19 protein-coding genes and 1 CRISPR repeat array are annotated in these 21,318 nt (G+C 37.1%); of the genes, 17 read left to right on the forward strand and 2 right to left on the reverse strand.

The window, feature by feature from the left end; all coding sequences use genetic code 11:
- Positions 1–3 precede the first annotated feature (3 nt).
- The 6 genes from cas1 (at position 4) to MNY28_RS03395 (ending at position 7,829) form a co-directional block, all read left to right on the forward strand.
- A complete protein-coding gene (gene cas1, locus MNY28_RS03370) occupies positions 4–2,235 on the forward strand; it encodes a CRISPR-associated endonuclease Cas1 (RefSeq protein ID WP_346388906.1) in 2,232 nt (743 codons plus the stop codon).
- Positions 2,235–2,516, forward strand: coding sequence for a CRISPR-associated endonuclease Cas2 (gene cas2, locus MNY28_RS03375; RefSeq protein ID WP_346388907.1), 282 nt, complete (start codon positions 2,235–2,237; stop codon positions 2,514–2,516). The genes cas1 and cas2 overlap by 1 nt, the downstream gene beginning before the upstream one ends.
- A 414-nt stretch (positions 2,517–2,930) precedes the next feature.
- Positions 2,931–3,563: a CRISPR direct-repeat array (repeat unit 37 nt; unit sequence ATCCATCTCACCCCGCGTGAGATAGTTATTTCGAGAC).
- Positions 3,564–3,741: 178 nt separating this feature from the next.
- Complete coding sequence (locus MNY28_RS03380) at positions 3,742–4,473, forward strand: hypothetical protein (protein WP_346388908.1); 732 nt, start codon at positions 3,742–3,744, stop codon at positions 4,471–4,473.
- Positions 4,470–6,014 (forward strand): hypothetical protein, encoded by a 1,545-nt coding sequence (locus MNY28_RS03385; protein WP_346388909.1) that lies wholly within the window; start codon positions 4,470–4,472, stop codon positions 6,012–6,014. The genes MNY28_RS03380 and MNY28_RS03385 overlap by 4 nt, the downstream gene beginning before the upstream one ends.
- Positions 6,007–7,221 (forward strand): vWA domain-containing protein, encoded by a 1,215-nt coding sequence (locus MNY28_RS03390; protein ID WP_346388910.1) that lies wholly within the window; start codon positions 6,007–6,009, stop codon positions 7,219–7,221. The genes MNY28_RS03385 and MNY28_RS03390 overlap by 8 nt, the downstream gene beginning before the upstream one ends.
- 2 nt (positions 7,222–7,223) lie before the next feature.
- Positions 7,224–7,829, forward strand: a complete 606-nt coding sequence (locus MNY28_RS03395) for a hypothetical protein (RefSeq protein WP_346388911.1) — start codon at positions 7,224–7,226, stop codon at positions 7,827–7,829.
- A 32-nt stretch (positions 7,830–7,861) separates the two neighbouring features.
- Here MNY28_RS03395 and MNY28_RS03400 read toward each other — a convergent pair whose 3' ends face one another.
- The gene (locus tag MNY28_RS03400) at positions 7,862–8,119 is read right to left on the reverse strand and encodes a c-type cytochrome (protein ID WP_346389036.1); all 258 of its coding nucleotides are present in this window, start codon (positions 8,117–8,119) and stop codon (positions 7,862–7,864) included.
- A gap of 297 nt (positions 8,120–8,416) precedes the next feature.
- Between MNY28_RS03400 and MNY28_RS03405 the strand changes: the two genes are divergently transcribed.
- Genes MNY28_RS03405 through MNY28_RS03450 form a run of 10 tightly spaced genes read left to right on the forward strand, consistent with a single transcriptional unit; the run spans position 8,417 to position 17,966 of the window.
- The gene (locus MNY28_RS03405; protein ID WP_346388912.1) at positions 8,417–9,562 is read left to right on the forward strand and encodes a succinyldiaminopimelate transaminase; all 1,146 of its coding nucleotides are present in this window, start codon (positions 8,417–8,419) and stop codon (positions 9,560–9,562) included.
- Entirely contained in the window at positions 9,549–10,058 is a 510-nt protein-coding gene (locus MNY28_RS03410; RefSeq protein ID WP_151900076.1) for a hypothetical protein, read from the forward strand. Before MNY28_RS03405 ends, MNY28_RS03410 begins: the two co-directional genes overlap by 14 nt.
- Positions 10,055–11,368 carry a UDP-N-acetylmuramate--L-alanine ligase gene (gene murC / locus MNY28_RS03415; protein WP_151900075.1) on the forward strand — a complete coding sequence of 438 codons (1,314 nt, stop codon included), beginning with the start codon at positions 10,055–10,057 and terminating at the stop codon, positions 11,366–11,368. The genes MNY28_RS03410 and murC overlap by 4 nt, the downstream gene beginning before the upstream one ends.
- The gene (locus tag MNY28_RS03420) at positions 11,368–11,697 is read left to right on the forward strand and encodes a hypothetical protein (RefSeq protein WP_151900074.1); all 330 of its coding nucleotides are present in this window, start codon (positions 11,368–11,370) and stop codon (positions 11,695–11,697) included. The genes murC and MNY28_RS03420 overlap by 1 nt, the downstream gene beginning before the upstream one ends.
- A complete protein-coding gene (locus tag MNY28_RS03425) occupies positions 11,690–13,912 on the forward strand; it encodes an endonuclease MutS2 (protein ID WP_346388913.1) in 2,223 nt (740 codons plus the stop codon). The genes MNY28_RS03420 and MNY28_RS03425 overlap by 8 nt, the downstream gene beginning before the upstream one ends.
- The gene (locus tag MNY28_RS03430) at positions 13,912–15,099 is read left to right on the forward strand and encodes an NAD(P)/FAD-dependent oxidoreductase (protein WP_346388914.1); all 1,188 of its coding nucleotides are present in this window, start codon (positions 13,912–13,914) and stop codon (positions 15,097–15,099) included. Before MNY28_RS03425 ends, MNY28_RS03430 begins: the two co-directional genes overlap by 1 nt.
- Positions 15,100–15,144: 45 nt before the next feature.
- Complete coding sequence (locus tag MNY28_RS03435; RefSeq protein WP_346388915.1) at positions 15,145–15,699, forward strand: LemA family protein; 555 nt, start codon at positions 15,145–15,147, stop codon at positions 15,697–15,699.
- Between the two features lie 3 nt (positions 15,700–15,702).
- On the forward strand, positions 15,703–16,665 hold the full coding sequence (locus MNY28_RS03440; protein WP_346388916.1) for a DUF3137 domain-containing protein: 963 nt from the start codon (positions 15,703–15,705) through the stop codon (positions 16,663–16,665).
- Complete coding sequence (locus MNY28_RS03445; RefSeq protein ID WP_346388917.1) at positions 16,662–17,180, forward strand: YtfJ family protein; 519 nt, start codon at positions 16,662–16,664, stop codon at positions 17,178–17,180. The genes MNY28_RS03440 and MNY28_RS03445 overlap by 4 nt, the downstream gene beginning before the upstream one ends.
- Positions 17,181–17,966 (forward strand): EI24 domain-containing protein, encoded by a 786-nt coding sequence (locus tag MNY28_RS03450; protein ID WP_346388918.1) that lies wholly within the window; start codon positions 17,181–17,183, stop codon positions 17,964–17,966.
- A 342-nt stretch (positions 17,967–18,308) separates the two neighbouring features.
- Here MNY28_RS03450 and MNY28_RS03455 read toward each other — a convergent pair whose 3' ends face one another.
- On the reverse strand, positions 18,309–20,387 hold the full coding sequence (locus MNY28_RS03455; RefSeq protein WP_346388919.1) for an ATP-dependent helicase: 2,079 nt from the start codon (positions 20,385–20,387) through the stop codon (positions 18,309–18,311).
- 108 nt (positions 20,388–20,495) lie between these two features.
- On the opposite strand from MNY28_RS03455, the gene MNY28_RS03460 reads away from it, so the two are divergent.
- A complete protein-coding gene (locus tag MNY28_RS03460; RefSeq protein WP_151900068.1) occupies positions 20,496–21,317 on the forward strand; it encodes a GGDEF domain-containing protein in 822 nt (273 codons plus the stop codon).
- The last annotated feature ends 1 nt before the right edge of the window (position 21,318 follow it).

Raw genomic sequence — 21,318 nt, forward strand, 5'->3', positions numbered from 1 at the left:
TTTATGTTTACGAAGCCACTTGAGTATATCTTTTTGCCATCAGCACTTAAAAGTGCTTATGAAGAGATAAATAAAAATGCAAGCGGTATTGATGAAATACATTTTAAAGAGTTTGAAAAGGAGTTTGATGAAAAGATCAATAAACTTTCTAACAAACTCTTAAAAGGAGAGTTCTCTCCTGAACCGTTAAAGCAGATAGAGATAGAAAAAACTGATTCTGACGAGAAGCGCCCCATTGCCCTGAGTGCAATTAAAGATAAAATAGTACAAAAAGTTCTTTATAATAATCTCAATCCTTATTTTGAAAATAAATTTAATGACAAATCATATGCTTACAGACCTGACAAATCAACCATGAAAGCACTCAACCGAGTAACTGACTACATAAATAAAAAATACTTTCATATTCTCAAAAGTGATATTGACAATTTTTTTGAAACTATAGATCATGACATATTATTAAATCTGCTAGAAACAGAGATAGCAGATAAAAAAATTCTCAAGTTAATTTCCTTGTTTTTAAAGACAGGTGGTTTTAAAAATATGGAGTATGATGATCATCTCCAAGGTGTGCATCAAGGTGATATACTTTCTCCTTTACTCTCAAATATCTATCTCAATCAAATGGATATATTTTTAGAAAAAGAGCAACTGGTTTTTGTGCGTTATGCAGATGATTTTGTTTTATTGTTTCAAAAGAAAAATGATGCCTACAAAGTCTTGAAAAAATTAAAAGAATTTCTAAAAACACTGAAACTTTCTCTTAAAGAGAGTAAAACAAAAATTGTTCATATAAGCGAAGGCTTTACATTTCTTGGCATCTCTTTTATAGGAAGAAATCGATTTGTAGCAGAACAAAGAATAGTCCGCACACTGCAAAAAATAAAAAGCATAGCCAACACATCAGCTGGTTTTTATACTTATTCAGAAAATATAAACAGCTACTTAAGAAGTCTAAAAAACTATTATCTTAAAATTATACCCGAGCATAACCAGCAACATCTTATGCTACAAAATGCTTTGATTGAAAGTGTTTCACATAAGGTATATCTCAGTAAAACAAACAAAACAGTAAAGACGAAAAAAGTATTTAAAAATTTCATATCCGAGATTCGTTTTGAAATACTTTTTGATAAGACTGAAGCAAACTCTGCAAGAGAACTTGCACTTGCAAAAGGCTATGAAGAGTACAAAGCAAATAAATCCTATAAAGCTTCTACAAAAATCATCAACAAAAAGAAAAATATATATGCTAAAAAATTTGCAAACGAGGCAACGTTACATATAAGTACGCCGGGACTAATGCTTGGTATTTCAAAAAATAAGTTTGTTGTAAAAGAATATGGCAGAGTAAAAGAACGTTATCCTCTTAATAGAGTTCAACGTATCATTTTAGAAGGGAAAGGTTTTACCATAAGCAGTGATGTTTTTAAAAAATGTGCCCAAAACAATATAGGCATAGATTTTATAGACACAAAAGCATTTCCTTATGCAACTTTTACAAGCTATAATGCTGCATCTACGCAGATATATACAAAGCAATCTTTACTACTGCAAACAAAAACACATATTTTATTAGCGCAAGCTTTTATAAAAGGAAAGGCAAAAAATCAGTTAAATTATCTGAAGTATATGAACAAATATCATAAGATATTAGACAAAGAAATAAACACGATGCAAAAAAATTTCCTTAAAATAAAGACAGCTGAATCAATAGAGTCTCTGATGGGTATAGAGGGTGCTATTTCTGCATCGTATTGGAATGGTGTTCGTTTGTTACTTGAAGTTCCTTTTGAAAAACGCATAACACAAGGTGCAAGGGACATTGTAAACAGTTCGCTCAACTATGCCTATGCAATTTTATACGGAGAGGTACAGCGTGCACTTCTTACAGCGGGCTTGAGTTTAAATATCTCATTTTTACATACTTTAGACGGTAACAAACCTACACTTACCTTTGATATGATTGAAGAGTTTCGAACGTTTATTGTCGATAGAGTGCTAATCTCTATGCTCAATAAAGATGAACCTCTCAAATTAGGGACCGATGGACTCTTAACAAAAACAAGCAGACAACTTTTGTCTCGTAATATCAAAGAAAAACTAGGAAGCTATACAATGTGGAAAAAAGAGTCAAGAAAAGTAAAAAACATCATACAAACACAGGCATATCTTTTAGCTAAGGTAGTAAAAGGCGAAGAGAAAAAGTATAAACCTTTTATAGGAAAGTTTTAATGAAGTATGTGATAAGCTACGATATTGCTAACGATAAACATCGTACAAAACTATCTACCCTTTTAGATAAATATGGAACGCGCGTTAACTACTCTGTATATGAATGTGAACTCAGTCAAAGACAATTCGATAAACTGCTGTATGAAATAGAACTTAAAAAGTTTATAAATAAAAAGTATGATTCGTTACGGTTTTACTATATTCATGAAAAATCAGTTGGGCGTTGTTTTGAATTTGCAAACAGAGCAGAACCCTTTGAATATGAGGAGATGTTTATTTAAAACAGTATAAAATTCTCTTGCGAACTTTTTTCAGCGTATTTTAGAGGCTTACAAAAAAAATCAGTTGAAAAAAGTTCGTAAAAGTCAGATGTTTTACTTTTTTCTAACTTGATTTGCGAACTTTTAGTTTTTTTTTAGTTTGAAACCCTTTGTTTAAAGTGTTCTAAAACTAAAACAATCCTGAAAGTGAGATGATCGTATTTTTTGAGAAAAACATTAAATAATTTGCGAACTTTTTGAAAGATACAAACCTCGTAAAACAGGCGTTTTTTGACTTTTTACTGTTCAAACTTCAAAGTTACATTTTGTAAAAAGAGGGGGATTTTCGAATTTTTTTGATAATATTCCTAATCATCGCTTGTGTAACTCTTCCAAGAAAGGGTATAATACTCATCCATATAGCCATTTTAGGCTATCCATCTCACCCCGCGTGAGATAGTTATTTCGAGACATTATAGTAAACATAAGCTTTCCCGTCTGGAGATTTTAAGTATCCATCTCACCCCGCGTGAGATAGTTATTTCGAGACTAAAGCACTTCCCAAAACTCTTTTTTGTCAAGGTGTTGTGCTATCCATCTCACCCCGCGTGAGATAGTTATTTCGAGACTTTTCCTCTAGGTAGCTATCTACCGAGTCAGCAGCATAATCCATCTCACCCCGCGTGAGATAGTTATTTCGAGACAGCAGGCGAAAGAGGTTTGCCTCCACAACGTGACCCATATATCCATCTCACCCCGCGTGAGATAGTTATTTCGAGACAATACTGTTTGACGAGGTAAAATCAGATGCATATCATCCATCTCACCCCGCGTGAGATAGTTATTTCGAGACTGAGCAACATTTGATACCGGCAATTTTTCCATTGATCCATCTCACCCCGCGTAAGATAGTTATTTCGAGACCAATAGCAAATGTTATATTAAATGCCTTTTTTGAATCCATCTCACCCCGCGTGAGATAGTTATTTTGAGACTGATGGGAGACATTATCTGTCTGTTCTACTGCTTTGATCCATCTCACCCCGTGTGAGAAAATCATTTTCCAACAAATACAAATAATTACAAGCAATTAAAAACTCTTACTAAACGAAATAATGCATTCGTTTTACAGTGTTATACTTTTGCTTATGAAAAATATGAGAGAAATTTCAAAAAAAAAGTTTTTTTATGTTATGCTAAGAAATTTTCATTACCATATAACAACAAAAAGTCAAAAGGATTTTTTTTGAGTCTTGAACTTCAAGTAAATACACAAAAACATTGTGCACAACAGATCGACAGTGAGTATGTCGGCCTCTGTATTGATGATGTTTTGGCATTGGCAAAACGGGCAAAAGAGAGTGACAAACAAGCATTTTTTGTTAAAAATGACTTGGAAACATTTAAAAGCCTTATGCAGTCCTTTGTCAACAAAAACAATCAAAAAGCAGAAGAAGCTCTGCTGCACCAAGAAGAAAATATTTCTGATATTATGGTGAGCTTCGCTAAAAATGAACAAAACCTTATGGATCTCTATAAATATCTGCTCTTACAATACCAAAACCTTATAGAAGAAGATCTCTCTTTGCAAGAGTATCAGCCTGTCCTCTATTTTGACAACTACTTTGTTGATTTTGAAGAAAATCTTGAAGATATAAGAGAACAGACCGTACCTAATCCGACAACACACTCCTACTACCATAAACTCTATAAAACAACACAGGACAAACTCTCTATTGTTTATAGAGTACATCTCAAAAACAGACAAAAGTATCAAGAAGAATATATTGATGACAGGTACAAAATAACACCGCTCAATGCAGATAAAAAACGCTATCTTTTAGAAGCTGAAATACTGCTTGATGAATTTAAACAGTATGGAGAGATTTTTTTACAACAACTCAATGCTTCTAGTGCTGAAAAAGAGAAGTTTGAAAAAGATCTCACAAGATTACGAGAGAGGTTTGAAATACAATGATACACTTTTTAAAAAATTTGTTTTATGCCAAACCTCATGACCTCTCTACAAAGCAGCTTAAAAATGAAACAGACATACTTCTTAATGAGTTTGATAAAGAGTATAGACTTAAAGAGGTAAACAACATTGCACTCTCAAAAGATGAATTTAGAACAAATATGCTCTATGTATCAAACTATCTTTATGAAATAATGATCAATACCTCCAATGCAGTTTATCAAAAAATTCAACTTCTTGAAGCTTCTTACAGTGAAATAAAATCTGAACTTGACAATAAACTCTACTATGAACTCAATACTTTGGAAAAACAAAAAGAAGAATGTATATCCGAAATCAATCACATAGAAGAAGAGATACAATCTTATACAGCTGAGAAAAAAACAATAGAAAAAGAGTTCAACAAACTTGAAAATCGTAAAGTTACCGGTGATTTGCAAAAACTCCCGTTTTGGGTATTTTTGGCCGTGATGCTTTTAGTCGGCGGGGCTGAACTGCTCATTTACCAAAATGTATTTTTATCTCAAGAGATAGGACTTACTGCAGATATGCCGCTAGAAAAACAATCTCAGGTCTTTTGGACCTCTTTGTTAATGTCCATCGGTTTTGTGGGAATGATTATTTGGATGGCGCATGCACTTGGCAAACTTGTACGCCATTTTGCAAATACAACCCAAAAAGAGAAGAAATTTTACATCATAAAAATTATGATAATTGTAGCTATATCTGCTGCGGCTATCTGGGCAACGGTAGACATTCGTTCTAAAATGCATACAATTTTAGCTGATGACAATCAGGTAAAAGTTCTTAAAATGCAAAAAGAAGATACGAAAGAGACATCTCTTTTTGGCGACAACGACACGGCAGGTTTTGCAAACAGTGCACAAAATGACTCGCAAGATGATGGTTTTGGTGATGGCGATGACTTCGGTGATGGCGGAGGCTTTGGGTCAGATGAACCGGTACAACAGACAAAAGAAGAGCCTTCAAGCTTAGATACCAAGATACAAAAATTACGAGAAGATGCACAAAAAAGAAAAGAAAACACTGCTTATGTTTTTGTCATTATTAACCTTTTTATCTTTATAGGCGGTGCTTTTTTATCGTACTTTAGTCATACTTCGAGTCCTATTTATGAAATGATTGAGTCAAAAATAAAGCTGCTTGAAACAAGAAAAAAGAAGTGTCAAAAAAAGATCATTACCTTAGACAAAAAGATGATAGCCTTTAAAAAAGAGGAGATTAACAGACTCTTTTCAAAGCTTGTTGATGCCGCCGCACTTTATGATATACATGTCCGTACATATAATGCCTATACGGCAGTCTTTAAAATACAACTTGAACTTGTAGAATCATACCTGCGTGAAATATATAGAACGCAAGGTGTAGCTATAGAAGAAGAATCGTATGTCGCTATGATACTCAGAGAATATATAACACTCGACACACGAAAAGAGTTGCAGCATGTCAACAATATTGAAGAGTATATGATCTACAAATTTCAAAAACCACAAACACTCAAGGAGATGAAAAAAGATGTATAAAATACTGTTTTTACTGTTTTTGACAACATCAATTGTATGGGGTGATACTTTTGTATTTGTTGATCTCTCTGCAGGAATGAACCGATCGCAATACAATGAACTCGGACGATTAACGTACTTTAACAAATCACAAAAGAAAACTATTTATAAAAATAGAGAAAAAGTTTACTTTTATGCTTTCAAGGGAAATATTAAGCTCAAAACAAGAGCACGTTACAGTGAACAAAAAATAGGGGAACAAAAATATAAAGAGAACAACAAAAAATTTATGAGATTTTTTATAAAAATAAAAAAAGGAGTTAAGCCGCCAAAAAAAGGGAAACTCTATGGTGATGTCATTTTTCTTGTTGATATTTCCGGCAGTATGGTAAACAAAAAGCATAACTATTTACGTGAAGTAAAAACTGCAATGGAGCATCTCATAAAAAACAAGGCAAAAAACACAAAAGTAAGTATCATCACTTTTGACGGTAAAAAAAACATGCCTGCTCAAAAACGCAGTAAAATTTTAGCTGACAACCTAAAAAACAAAGAACGCCTCCTCTCCATTACTGAAAATATAAAAGTTTCACGAAATGACACTTTTTTAGGCAGTGGGCTTAAAAAAGCAATGGAAGTTTTACCCCTTCAAAATCGAGGAAAAAGAACCATTATGATATTTACCGATGGAGCCAAGATAAATGATGAAAAAGTAGCAAAAGCAGAAATAAAAAATCTGGAAAAAGATAAAGTTGATGTAAAAGTAGTAGCTGTAGGCGGTGCGGATGTTGCCATGCTTAAAAAATTCTCAACATCAGGGTATGTTTATAACGCTACAAGTACAGACCTTACAAGTATCATCAAGGATATGTCAACATCTTCAGACGAAATCGTGCTTAATTTAGATAATTTTTTTGATGGGCTTGATATTAAAAAAAATGATAAAATAATTATCTACTCTACAATGAAAAATATAGATAATATCAGTGATTTTGATTTGGTTCCAAATCTTGCTTCAAAAGATTTTTACCAAGAGTTTAAACGTCAAAACAAAGAACGCGGTATCAATTTACACCTCAATGGAGCGAAAGTCTATGTCCGTGTTTTAGGAGATGAAGACCTCTCAAAAATTAAAAAACTAAAAACCTTTTGGAACTATTTTTTCAGAGACAGTGGAGCACAACTCATATATTTTAAAAACGAAGCCTTAACGAAAGATGAATTTTAACAATGTCGCAATTTTCACGTAAATATTACAAAAATGACTATAAATTAGAATCAGAAGAAAAGTCGAACAACCATAACACTCCTTTCAATAAAGGAGTTTGGACCTTTTGGAGAGTTTGGGGTTTGTATGAATATTTGGTTCTTGGATTGCTCCTTGTTATTATTTTTATTCTTCTTTTAACAAGAGATACGACAGTTATTCAACAAACCAATGTTGTAAAAAAAACAACACATCCGACAACATCCATAGAAAAGAATAAGCAAGAAAAGGTTGTAGAAGAAAGTGACTTTCCTAAAAAAATTCTTCCCTCCAATCCTTTACCGAAAAAAAGTGTAGTTGATGGAGAAAATCTGTATGGTCCACTTACCATGCAAGAGTATCTCTACTTCGCAGACGATGTAGATAATTTTTACCCACATTTTTTTGATAAAAAAAGTCGAAAAAGCATTGCTTCTGCACACACTGAATGTCAAAACAGTGATTGTATACTGACACCCAATGAAATAAGCAATCTCTATATGGCTGCCTATACAGAGTGGTTAAACGATACAACTTCTCAAAAGTACACTTTTGTTCTCAAAAACAATCACTACTATCTAAAAGAGTAGCAATGCTCTATAAAATACATAGCTGTTGCAACTTATAATTTTGAAATATATTCTGCCAAAGCTTTGATGTCTGCATCGGAAAGTTTTGCTGCCTGTCCCTTCATAACAGCTTTCATAGCTCCGCCGTATGTTCCGTCTTTATAGCCTTTGAGCGCCGTTATGATTTTTGTTTTGTCCCATCCTTTAATTATCTGAGATTTTCCTAAAGCTTTTTTCTCAGCATGTGCTCCGTGACAACTTGAACAAGCAGTAAAAAGTTTTGCACCGTCAGCTGTTGTTGTCTGGGGCACATCTTTTGTTACCTTTTCTACCACTACAAGCTTCTTTGTTTCAATGGCTTTTTGCACTGCAGCAACTTTTTGCATTGCATCATTTTGTCGGGTTTGAACAGGTTGCTTTTGGACCGTTTGTACCTCTTTCGCAACTTCTGCTGTAGCCGATACATTCTCAGATTTTTTCTCGTCACTGCATCCTGCAATCAACATTGCAAGTACAACTGATAATACTATCTTCATTTTCATATTCCTTAATTGTTTATTAGTTATTGTACAGTATAATAGCTTTAATTTAATAAAGCGATGAAAACTATGAATTTTGAACCCTATCCATTTGAAAAACTAACTAATTTACTGCAAAATATACAACCAAACAAAGGCTACTATCCATCTGTTTTAACAATCGGCGAACCACAGTTTGAAACACCTGATTTTATACAAAAAACATTAACTGACAATACTGCACTTTTAAAAAAATATCCAAAGACCAGCGGTGAGACGATTTTAAGAGAAGCGCAAAGAGATTTTATAGGCAAACGCTTTGGTGTCACGCTGAACGATGCACAAATCATTCCCACATTCGGCACGCGTGAAGTTCTTTTTAACTTCCCGCAGTTTTTGCTTTTTGACAAGAAAAATCCCGTTATTGCCTACACAAATCCTTTTTACCAAATATACGAAGGTGCAGCAACAGCGACACGAGCAAAAGTGATACATTTGAATTTGAGTGAAAAAAACAGCTTTAAACCAGAAATCAACGAAGAAGAGCTGGCAAAGTGTGATCTGGTTATACTTAACTTTCCAAACAATCCTACTACGGCAACGCTCACTCTTGACGAACTAGGCGAGTGGGTCAAACTCGCGCTCAAACATGATTTCGTTTTGCTCAATGATGAATGTTACAGCGAAATATATACAAACAGACCGATGCCTTCACTCCTAGAAGCCGCGTTACATGTAAACAATGATACATTTAAAAATATTTTAGTGATTAACTCCATTTCCAAGCGTTCTTCTGCACCTGGTCTTCGCTCCGGTTTTATTGCCGGTGACGCCACAATACTGGGAGAGTATATGAAGTACAGAACCTACATAGGCTGTGCCTCACCCCTGCCTTTGCAATATGCGGCAGCAGCGGCTTGGAGTGATGAAGAACATGTTGCCAAAGCAAGAGCTGTCTATCAGGAAAACTTTCGTATAGCCCAGGAGATATTGGGAACAAAAATTCCTGATGCTACATTTTACCTCTGGATACATGTCGGTGATGCGCTTGAATTTACTAAAAGATTATACAAAAACTACAATGTAAAAGTACTTCCGGGCGAATATCTTGCCCGAGAAGATGCAAAAGACGACAACCCGGGCAAAGGGTTCATTCGTATTGCACTGGTTGAGAATCCCCAAAAAACAAAAGATGCACTTGTAAGAATTAAGGAATGTTTAAATGAGCAAAGATAAAGAGTTAAAAGAAAAAATCCTCAAAGCCCAGCAAAGCGGTGACATAGCAGCACTTTATGTTTTGGAACAGCAGGCACATGACAGTTTCGATGAAGAAACACTGCAAGGTTTTTATGCAAATATTCTTGATTTGGCGCTGGAAAAGCTTACCGAAACACTCGAAGCCCACAGAGCCATGGATATGAACGAAGTGCAGGATTTTGCAACCCTGCGTGCTTTGTATGAATATGCGATAGAGCACTACTCCGCCGGTAAGGCAAATGATGCTGCTGCCCTCTTTGAGGTACTCAGCGGGCTTAGCAATGACGAAAAATTTTCAAATGCTTTAAAACTGCACTGGATAGCAGCAGAGGAAAAAATTTCTTTTGATGACTTCCTTGACAGAGTTGCAGATTTGGAAGCGACACAAAGAGCGGGAACTTTTTACATAAGCGAGTTTCAGCAAGAGGCACAAAAATTGCTCGACACAATGAAAGACAAAGGCACAAAAGCATGAAAATACACTTCATCGGCATCGGCGGCATCGGTATCTCAGGACTTGCACAGTATATGCATTACAAAGGGCATGAAGTCAGCGGTTCTGACATCAAGGAGACTGTTATTACCAAAAAACTGCGCGCTCTTGGTTTACATGTAACCATACCCCACTCTGCAGATGCTGTTACGAATCACGACCTGGTAGTACACTCTGCGATTATCCGTCCTGACAATCCCGAAATTATTGCAGCCAAAGAAAAAGGTATAGAAGTGCTTGCCCGCCGTGAAGCACTGCCTAAAATTCTGCAGGACAAAAAAGTCTACTCTGTTGCCGGAGCGCATGGAAAGAGCACAACGACAGCAATTCTCTCAGCTATTATGAGCGGCTCTGCCATTATCGGTGCAGAATCCAAAGAGTTTGGCTCAAACGTCCGTTACGATGCAACAAATGATGTTATGATCTTTGAAGCTGATGAGAGTGACGGAAGCTTTATAAACTCTAACCCGCACTGTGCCATCGTCATCAATGCCGAGCCTGAGCATATGGAGTATTATGACTATAATTATGAAAGATTTTACGACTCTTACAAAACTTTCATAAATCTTGCACCACTCAAAGTTTTAAATGCCGAAGACCCGTTTTTGGCAACACTGGTCAATGAAGTTGAAGCCAAGTGGCTTTATCCCAGCAAAGAAATACAAAACATAGAGTTCGTACTCATAAACAATCAGCCCCATACCCGTTTTACCTTCCGTGATTTTGGGAGTTTTGATGTTTGGGGATTTGGCAAGCATATTGCCATTGATGCAGCCCTCGCGATACTTGCGGCGCATGAATCCATGTCCATAGAAGATATACGCAAAAATATTTTAAACTTCAAAGGTATTAAAAAACGTTTTGATATTGTCGGATTTGAGCACGACAGTGTCATCATAGATGATTACGGGCATCATCCTACAGAGATCAAAGCCACTTTTGAATCGGTCAAAGAGTATGCCATGCTCAAAGGTTTTGACAAAATTACAGCCATCTGGCAGCCGCACAAATACTCCAGAACCATTGACAATCTGGAGGAATTCATCAAATGTTTCGACGGAGCGGCCGAGCTTATCATCCTCCCTGTATGGGCAGCGGGAGAAGCACCGCGCGATATTGATTTTCAAGAAAATTTCAAACATTACAACCTTACTCTAGCGGACAAAATATCCCGCAGTAACAATACTATAAAAGTTATAAAAGACAATAAAGACTTGGAAACACTTGATAAAGGTCTCATCATCGGTTTTGGTGCAGGTGATATTACCTATCAAATCAGAGGCACACTGTAATGGCATATATATATGGCTTAATTATAGTTACCCTGCTGTTTGCAGCCCTGCATTACTTTACAGAGCTTGACAAATTGCAAAAACTTCTTATCGGAGCTGTATTGCTCTTTATCATACTCGGTGCCATTACCTACAACAAATATAATCAGGCACAAAGAGACAAAATGCTCAAGACAATAATAAAATACAAACAGGGAAAAACGATTACATGTAACGGCGTCGATGTCAATGCAGACATATACTCCCTCAGTACAGGCACCTATACCTTCATAGGCAAAAAGAACACACCCCACTATGCAGAGATGATAAGTGCAGACAGTTGTGAATAAAACTGCTAAAAGTTCCCGAGTCGATACCCTCATCCACCAACTTGACTTAGTTGAACATATAGAACAGTTTAAAAGTTTTTTTTCCCGTGAACACTCTTTGTACATTGAAGGTGATCAGGAACTGCATTTTCGTTACATCAAAGAGTTGGATAAGCTGGAGTTTAAAGCCCCGCCTAAAGTAAGTGATTTTTTTGAAATCAAAGGACATCTCAAAAAACACGGTGTCTTAAATTTTGAACAGATTTTTGAGATTGTCAAAATTGTGCGCTATTTTCGTTATTTTAAAAACAGAGAACTTGAGGGCCTAATCGGAGAATGGATGGAAAAATTCATCATCCCGGAACAGTTTTTGGAAATAGAAAAATATTTCACAAATGACGGAAAATTTGAAGAAAATCTGGATGAAAACCTTTTTACGCTCAGTAAACGCATACAAGAGCACAAAAGCAACATCTCAGGCGCACTCAAAAGAATGATGTCAAGTTCAAAACTCGCCGGTTACCTTGTCGATACACAGGTTCACTTTGTAAACAATGAAGAGTGTCTGCTTGTGCGTGGCGGATTTAATCATGTCCTTAAAGGTGCCATACTTGGCAGAAGTACCGGTGGATTTTTTTATGTTGCACCCGACAGCGTACTTAAATCAAAAGAGCAGATTCGTTTTATAGAGCAAGAACGTGAAGCAATATTTTACGAATATGCCAAAGAGTTTTCAAAAAAACTCTATGAACTGCAGCCTTTTATCAACTTTATAGACAAAGAGTTTACCAAATTTGACAACTATCAGGCACGGGTACTCTTTGCAAAAAGCAAAAACCTGCAACTCGTCAAAAGCAAAAAAGATACAAAAATAGTGCTCAACAGTTTTATTCATCCTGCTTTGCATAATGCAAAACCTATCAATGTTGACTTTTCCAAAAATATTTTGATGATTACGGGTGTCAATGCCGGCGGAAAAACCATGCTTTTGAAGTCCATATTGGCAGCTTCTTTTATGGCAAAGTATATTATTCCTATGAAACTTAATGAGACAAAGTCACATATAGGCAATTTTAAAGCGATACAGGCCATTATAGATGATCCGCAAAATGTCAAAAACGACATCTCGACTTTTGCCGGGAGAATGCAGCAGTTTTCCCGTATATTTGAGTACAAATCAGCACTCATCGGAGTCGATGAGATAGAACTCGGAACAGACTCCGATGAAGCGGCGGCGCTTTTTAAGGTCATTCTCGATGATTTAATCAAACGCGGACAAAAAGTGGTTGTAACCACCCACCACAAACGCCTTGCTGCACTGATGGCGGATCGTGATGATGTGGAACTGATGGCTGCCATTTATGATGAAGAGCAGAGAAAACCGACTTATGAATTTATGCAGGGCATCATCGGGAAAAGTTACGCATTTGAGACAGCAAGCCGTTACGGCATCTCAAATACCATTGTCAATGAGGCAAAAAAAGTCTATGGCGACAACTCGGAAAAACTTTCACTCTTGATCGAGCGCGGTTCACAGCTTGAACGCGAACTCAGGCAAAAACATCAAAAAGTCGATGAAAAACTGGATGAAATTCATAAAAAAGAGCATGCCCTCAAAGAACAAAAAGAACAGCTTTTGCGTGAACTTGAAAAAGAAAAAGCAGCACTCAAGCACTCTTATGATGTTGCCATAAACGAAGCCAAAAATGCGGCAAAAGCAGGCGATGTCAAAGAGATTCACCGTGCAATGAACAAAGCAAACAAAAAACTGCCAAAACAGACACAAAAAGAGGACAAAAGAAATATAGAGTTTAAAGTCGGAGACAAAGTCAAATACCATTCCCAAAAAGGGACGATAGTCTCCATGAAAGGCAAAAACGAGGCGACCATAGAAGTGGACGGTATGCGGGTTCGCGTCAAAACAAAACATCTCAAACCTACACAAATCATTAAACAGAAACCGACAACAAACTTCAATGTGCATGTAGAGAAAAAAGCGGGGCTTAAGTGTGACTTGCACGGTTTAAGAGCCGAAGAGGCCTGTGAAGTCTTAGACAAATTTTTAAGCGACGCGCTTATCAACGGCTGGGACGAAGTCATAGTCTATCACGGCATAGGCACAGGAAAACTCTCTTATGCGGTCAAAGAGTTTTTAAAACGCCACCCGCGAGTGAAAAAATTTGAGGATGCCCCACAGCATATGGGTGGATTTGGAGCAAAGGTAGTACATCTGTAATGGCAAAATCAGTTGCAATCATCGGAGGCGGTGCAAGCGGGCTTTTGTGTGCCATATTCTGTGCAAAAGCAGGTTTACATGTAACGCTCTACGAACAAAATACCAAACCGGCAAAAAAAATTCTCGTCTCTGGAAACGGACGCTGCAATATTACAAACAAAAATTTACATGTAAACGATTTTTTTTCTCAAAATCCAAACTTTGCAGAGTATGCCATCAGGAACTTCGGTTTTAAAGAGTTTGAAAAATTTGCCGCATCAATCGGACTGCTCTTACATGTAACGGATGACGGAAGAGCCTATCCGCTGAGCAATGAAGCCAAAAGTGTTGCCAAAATTTTTATAGAATATGCCCAAAATCTCGGTGTGACTTTTCATACAGAGCATAAAATTACCGATATAAAAAAACTGACAAACAGTTATGACAGTGTTGTCGTTGCCAGCGGTTCGCGTGCTGCTTCTCATTTGGGCGGCAATGCCGATGCCGAGGAGTTTGCCAAAGCCTTTGGGCACACTGTCATTGAAGCCTATCCCTCTTTGGTACAGCTGCATTTAGCATCAAATACTGCGAAAAAAATGAGCGGAGCCAAACTCAATGCCGAAGTGACTCTGCTGATTAACCATCAAAAAGAGACAACAGTAAAAGGGGATGTGCTTTTTACAAATTACGGTGTTTCCGGTTTTGCTATTTTGGATATCTCCCAGCATGCCTCACAAGCACTCTTGGAGTACGGGGCTGTAGATATTTCCATCAACCTGCTTCCTGAATTTACAGCACAAAAACTCTCTGCCCATCTCTTACATGTAAAGAAAAACATGCCTGCGTTTACTTTTTTGGATGTATTGGTCGGCTTAGTTCCCTTAAAAATAGCAAACGGTATTTTGCAGGACCTGCATCTCAACCCTGAGAGCAAAAATATAGATACAAAACTCTCCAAAAAAATAGCAAACCTGATGCTCAACTGGCGATTTGAAGTAACAGACACGCATGGATTTCGGCACGCAGAAGTCAGCGGCGGGGGCATAAATACTTTAGAAATAGACAACAAAACATTTGAATCAAAAAAACAGAAAAATCTCTACTTTATAGGAGAGTGTCTCGATGTCGTCGGCAAACGCGGCGGATACAACTTTGCTTTTGCCTGGGCAAGTGCCTATGCGGCGGCCAACGCCATAAGTGCAGATTAAAATATAAACAGATAAAATATACTTATATTAAAAAAGGTTGCTTGTATGTCCACACCGCTTATAATTCTCATAGTGCTTGCCATAGTTCTCATTCTTATGTACAACTCGCTTGTTGCAAAGAAAAATCAGGTTGAAAATATTTTTGCTTCGGTGGATACGCTTTTGAAAAAACGCTATGATCTCATACCAAATCTTGTTGCCGGTGTCAGTAAGTATATGCAGCATGAAAAATCAATCCTTGAAGATATAACAAAACTCCGTGCCCAGGCAAACAAAACAAATCTGAGCAACAAAGAGAAAATAGATTTGGACAAAAAAATGAGTGCTGCTCTTGGCTCAATTATGATTGCGGTTGAGAACTATCCTGAGCTCAAAGCAAATGAAAACATTCTGCATCTGCAACATTCGCTCAATGAAGTAGAGGCACAGATCTCGGCAGCCCGCCGTGCTTACAATCAAGCCGTTACGGATTACAACAATGCACTTGAGCAGATTCCTACAAATATCATGGCAAATATGATGGGCTACAAGAAAAAAGATGTTTTTGTCATCAGTGAAGACGAGAGAAAAAATGTCAATGTCAAAGAGCTGTTTTCTTAAGATATGAAAAATATCAGTGAGTTAACAGATTTTTACTATAAAACACTCTACCCTGTTTTGCAGGAACTTGAAAATAAAAGAGAAAAACTTAAAAAAAAGATTATAAATATCGGTATTGTATATACTGTTATTATCCTGCTTTTTGCCTTTGCACTTTTAAAAAACATCCAAAACATTGAAGCCTGGATTTTTGCAGCAGTTGTGTACCTCGCTGTGGGCGGAGGCATATACAAATACCTCATCAAAGATTATACCGCCCAGTTTAAAAGCCTCATAATTGAGCCCTTAATTCAAGAGATCGATAAAAATCTCACTTATCTGCCAAATGCGCATATTGCACAAGAGAGTTTCACCCGTTCAAAGATTTTTACCGCACGGCCTGACAAATTCAGCGGCAATGACTATATTCGAGGAGCAATTGATGGAATAAAAATAGAACTCTCAGATATTCATGCCCAAAAAAAACATAAAGATTCAAAAGGCAGAACAAGCTGGAGCACAATATTTCAAGGTCTTTTTATTGTTTGCGAATTTAACAAACATTTTGCATCCCAAACCGTCATTCTTCCCGACAGTGCCCAAAATACATTTGGCACGCTTATCGGCAACTGGCTGCAGGCAAACAATATGAGCCGCAGCGGACTTGTAAAAATGGACAATGTTGCCTTTGAAAAAGAGTTTGTTGTCTATTCAAACGACCAAATTGAAGCACGCTATATTTTGACACATACACTTATGAGCAAACTTCTGCATTTGAAAAAAAAATCAAAACACCCTTTCTATGTCTCTTTTTTGGGAGGCAATATTTATATGGCAATAGAGTATAATAAAGATCTTTTTGAACCGTCTGTATTTCATTCACTTTTAAAGTATAAAATAGCAATGCAATATATACAAACCCTGCATTTGGCACTGGGAATTGTCGGGGAGTTACAACTCAACCAAAAACTATGGAGTAAACGATGAAAATAAAACTAACACTGGCAGCACTTTTAACCACCCTCAATTTGTATGCGCTTACAATCGGGGAAGCACCAAAAAATGTAACAATAGAGGGTGAAAAAGGAGGACTGGTAACAGGAGGCGCATGGAACTCAAATATGCTTAAAAATAAAGTATTTGTCATGTTTTATGTTGATCCTGATGAAAAAGATGTTAATGAAGATTTTTCTCAGGCACTGAAGAAAAAACACTACAGAGAAAAAGGAGCGTTTGGCAGTATTGCCATTGTCAATATGGCGGCAACATGGAAACCAAACTTCGCAATCGAAGCCATCCTCAAAGGCAAACAAAAAGAATTTCCAAAAACGATCTATGTAAAGGACAAAGACAAAACTCTGGTAAAAGAGTGGAATATAGCGGATGATGCTTCAAATATCGTCATTTTTTCAAAAGACGGCAAAGTTCTCTTTTACAAATCAGGAAAAATGAGTGAAGACGATACACAAAAAGCATTTCAAATCATTGAGGAAAATATATAAATGGAGAATGAGACAAACATCCTTGCTCTGAGTATCAAAGACCTTTTTACAAAAAAAATGCTGATGTATTCCATCATGCCTTTTGTCATCAGTATGCTAATTTTGTATATTCTCTTTTTTATCGTTGCCGGTTTTGGTGTTGACCAGCTCACAACCATGGAGATACAAAGCACACAAACGACGATCCAAAACGGCATACCTCACACAGAAAGCTTTCAGGCCACACTCGCAGGTACGGGCATCATGAAATTTTTAATGAGCAGTGCACTGACTTCCTGGATAGCCACTTTTCTTATCTATACCATAGGCGGATTCATGACATTGTATGCTTCTATATTTGTAGCACTGCTTGTTATCGGCTTTTTAACCCATGCTATTTTGAAAGAAATTCACTACAGGCACTATCAGGATGTAGCAATGATAGGCTATTCCAATGCAGCAGAAGGCATATTTTTAACACTGAAATGGATGTTTGTTATGATTGTCCTGTTTTTTGTATTTATTCCCCTGTATTTTATACCCGTTGTAAACATCATAGCATTCAATTTTCCGCTGTATTACTTCTTTCATAAAATGATGATCTATGATGTCTCTTCGGCAATATGCACCAAAGAAGAAGCGATGAAAATCAGGTTTTTTCATGCCAATACACTCAGACTCAAAACATTGGGACTTTATCTGCTCTCACTCATCCCTTTCGTTATATTTTTTGCATCTGTTTTTTATGTGATATATCTTGGACACAGTTTCTTTTTAGAAACCAGAAAGTTACGCAATGAAAGCTAATATGGCATTGTGTCCGGAATCGGTACTGTAGTGCCGATTACTGTTGCTTTCCAGCCACTCTCAGCCCACCCTAAAGGATGGGTTCCTAACAAACTGCATATTCCACGGAATCGGTACTTTAGTGCCGACTGCTGTTGCTTTCCTGCCACTCTCAGCCCACCCTAAAGGATGGGTTCCGAACAAACTGCATATTGCACGGAATCGGTACTGTAGTGCCGACTGCTGTTGCTTTCCTGCCACTCTCAGCCCACCCTAAAGGATGGGTTCCGAACAAACTGCATATTGCATGGAATCGGTACTTTAGTGCCGACTGTTTAGAATTAAAAGTACAGATTCGAAAAACTACTCTTCCTCTTTTTCTTCCTGCATTACCATTTTCCTGTAAGCTTCATCTTTAACAACCATTCCGGCTTCATACAAAAACTGGCTTGGCACAAAGTTCTGTTTTTTAATCTTGTCGTATTTGGCATAACTCAAATAGAGTATGTCTTTTGCCCGTGTGACTGCCACATAAAAAAGCCGTCGCTCTTCATCAAGACTCCCGCCCCTCTGCATCAGTTTTCTGTTTGGAAAACGCCCGTCCATCAAATCTATCACATACACTTCTTTGTATTCAAGCCCTTTGCTTGCATGCACACTCAAGAGATTAACCCCCTCTCCCTGCGTCAAGTCGGATGAACCCAAAATCATCGCATTTAAAAAACGTTCATGCTCAGAGTAAGGTTTTGAGAGCTCTTCTAAGAGCAGAGTTTTTCTCTGTATTCTGCTCAGTGCTTCCGTTTTTTGTTTCTCATCAACAGAACCGTCTTTGAGTGTCGCTCTTTTAGTTGCAAGTACATCGGATATATACATGTAAAGCGATGAATTTGCAATTTTTTTCACGACTGTTTTTGGCTGTTTAATACCTTTTAAATCGCGAAACAACAGATAAAAATTATGCAAAAAAGTCGCGCTCTCTTTCGTCAGTTTTGGATGTTTGAGTACCGGATTTTTCATAAATTTTGCTTCAAATCCGAGTTTTGCATATTTTCCGACAGCACCGAGTTCCAAAAAATCATCAAAAAGACCGAGCTGATGGTTGAGTTTGCGCTTTTCAAAAGGATTTTTCATCCCCTCATCAGGCGCATAGAGTCCGTAAAAAATACTCCCCTGCCCTAAAGCTTTGAGTGCAATATAGAGCTCTTTTGCCATAGCACTTCCGATACCCCGTGCAAATTCAAAGAGATGTATAAAAGCCATCATATCCGACTCGTTCACAAGCAGTGTATATAAATCAAGTATCGCTTTTATTTCGCGCGAATCAAAAAAACTCGTGCCTCCTTTTCGCTTGCAGGGAATATCAAGCTCACGAAGTCCAACTTCTATACCGTCAGCCGAGGAGTTATTACGAAAAATCACGGCTATTTCTTCTCTTGGTGTTTGCGTATCACAAATCATGGCAGCCATGGCATGATACTGGTCAAACAGCTCATCAAATGCCAAAAGTTTTGGCGCCTGCGCATCATATATACGTGTCACTTCCAGTTTTTTCGGATAAATTCTCTCATTATGCTCAATCACCTTGTTTGCAAGAGAGAGAATAGGCACAGAAGAGCGGTAGTTTTTTGTCAGAGTATGCACAACCGCATCAGGATATTTTGTCGTAAAGGAGCCTATAATCCCGATATCAGCACCGTTAAAAGCATAAATACTCTGATCATAATCCCCCACACAAAAGAGCGAGGGCGGGTTCATCGCATCTATAAGCGTTCCCTGCAGGGCATTGGTGTCTTGGTACTCATCCACCAAAACCTCTTTATATCCCAGTTCGTCATTTTTGCACATCTCTCTGAAGTTCAACAGCAAATCGTTAAAATTTAAAAAACCGTACTCTTTTTTCAGTGCTTCAAATTCATCGACTATATCGGCATATATCAGAGCAAAGAGTTCATGTTCGGGATATTTTTCTATAAGCCAGTCTTCAAAATTATTTTGCAGTTCCGTATTTTGGTAAAAAGAGTACAAATCGTACAGATAATTCCCGCCGTAGGGCTGTACTTCAGCCTCTATATGCATAAAAGAGCGCTTTTCAAAGACAGAGCGAAAGAGTGTTTTGAGTTCTCTCTGCTGTTTGAGCACCACTCGTTTGTCTCTTTTTTTCAGCCATCTGTAACTGACCGCATGAAACGTTCCCGCATCAATTTTTTTGGCAACACCCCCGCCGAAATACTCTGCAACACGTGCCACCATCTCTGCTGCCGCCTTGTTTGTAAAAGTCAGCAGAAGAATTTCATTTGGTGCAATGCCATTGTTTAAAAGATGTCCGATTCTGCCGACTATTGTCGAGGTTTTTCCTGTTCCGGCAGAGGCAATGATGAGATTTTTACTGTAAGGAGATGTTGCAGCGGCATATTGTTCTTCATTTAATCGGGACAACGGCATAAACAAACTCCTTGGGCAAAAATTTTAAGAGTGTGATTATACTTATTTATTGTTAAATTTATTTGGGATATGCTAAAATCATTTAAATTAAATGTTTTAAGGCAAGCCATGGAAGAAAATAAAAAAATATTAGAGATTGTTTCGAATGAGGCAAAAAACTCTATCGCACAGATTCCTGTTGTCACACCTACTATTTATGCTTCAGTTTTTTCAGACTTTGCCAAGAAAAACAATCTTGAAATAGAAGATGAGGAAAGCCTTTCAAGAAAGATTATAGAAACTGAATGTTCACGATTTACAACTTTACAAAATGAAACATCCAAAAATGTACAGGCCTTAAGTGAAAATACAAACAGGGCCATTCATGCTATTGAGAACAAAGATGAAAAAATTCTCAATCAGGTGTTGCAAGAGACGCAATATCTTCGTCAAGAAATTGAAAAACTCAAAGAATCTGTTTACAAAGATGAACTGACCCACGCATATAACAGAAAATGGCTTCATGATACTCACCTGGACCCGCTTGGCAATACTTTTGTGCATAATGGAACGCTTGCTATTATAGATCTGAACTATTTTAAACAGGTGAACGATACACATGGCCACATTATCGGTGATAAAGTTTTAATATTTTTGACAAATGAACTGAAAAAACTAAAAATTCCTGTCATACGCTACGGAGGTGATGAGTTTATCATACTCTTTGGCGACAGTGTCTCCGAGGAAAAAGCAAGCTCTTTTTTAAATACAATCAGAGAAAATGTTCTTGGCAAAAAATTAAAAGCACACAACGACACCTTTCGTGTCAGTTTTTCATTTGGTGTAACCAAATTTAAAAAAAATGATCTCCTGCCACAGGTTATAGAAGTAGCTGATAAAAATATGTACAATGATAAGATAGAGATAAAAAAGAGAGTAACCGGCATATAGC

The sequence above is a fragment of the Sulfurimonas sp. NWX367 genome (assembly GCF_039667065.1).
Taxonomy (GTDB): Bacteria; Campylobacterota; Campylobacteria; order Campylobacterales; family Sulfurimonadaceae; genus Sulfurimonas; species Sulfurimonas hydrogeniphila.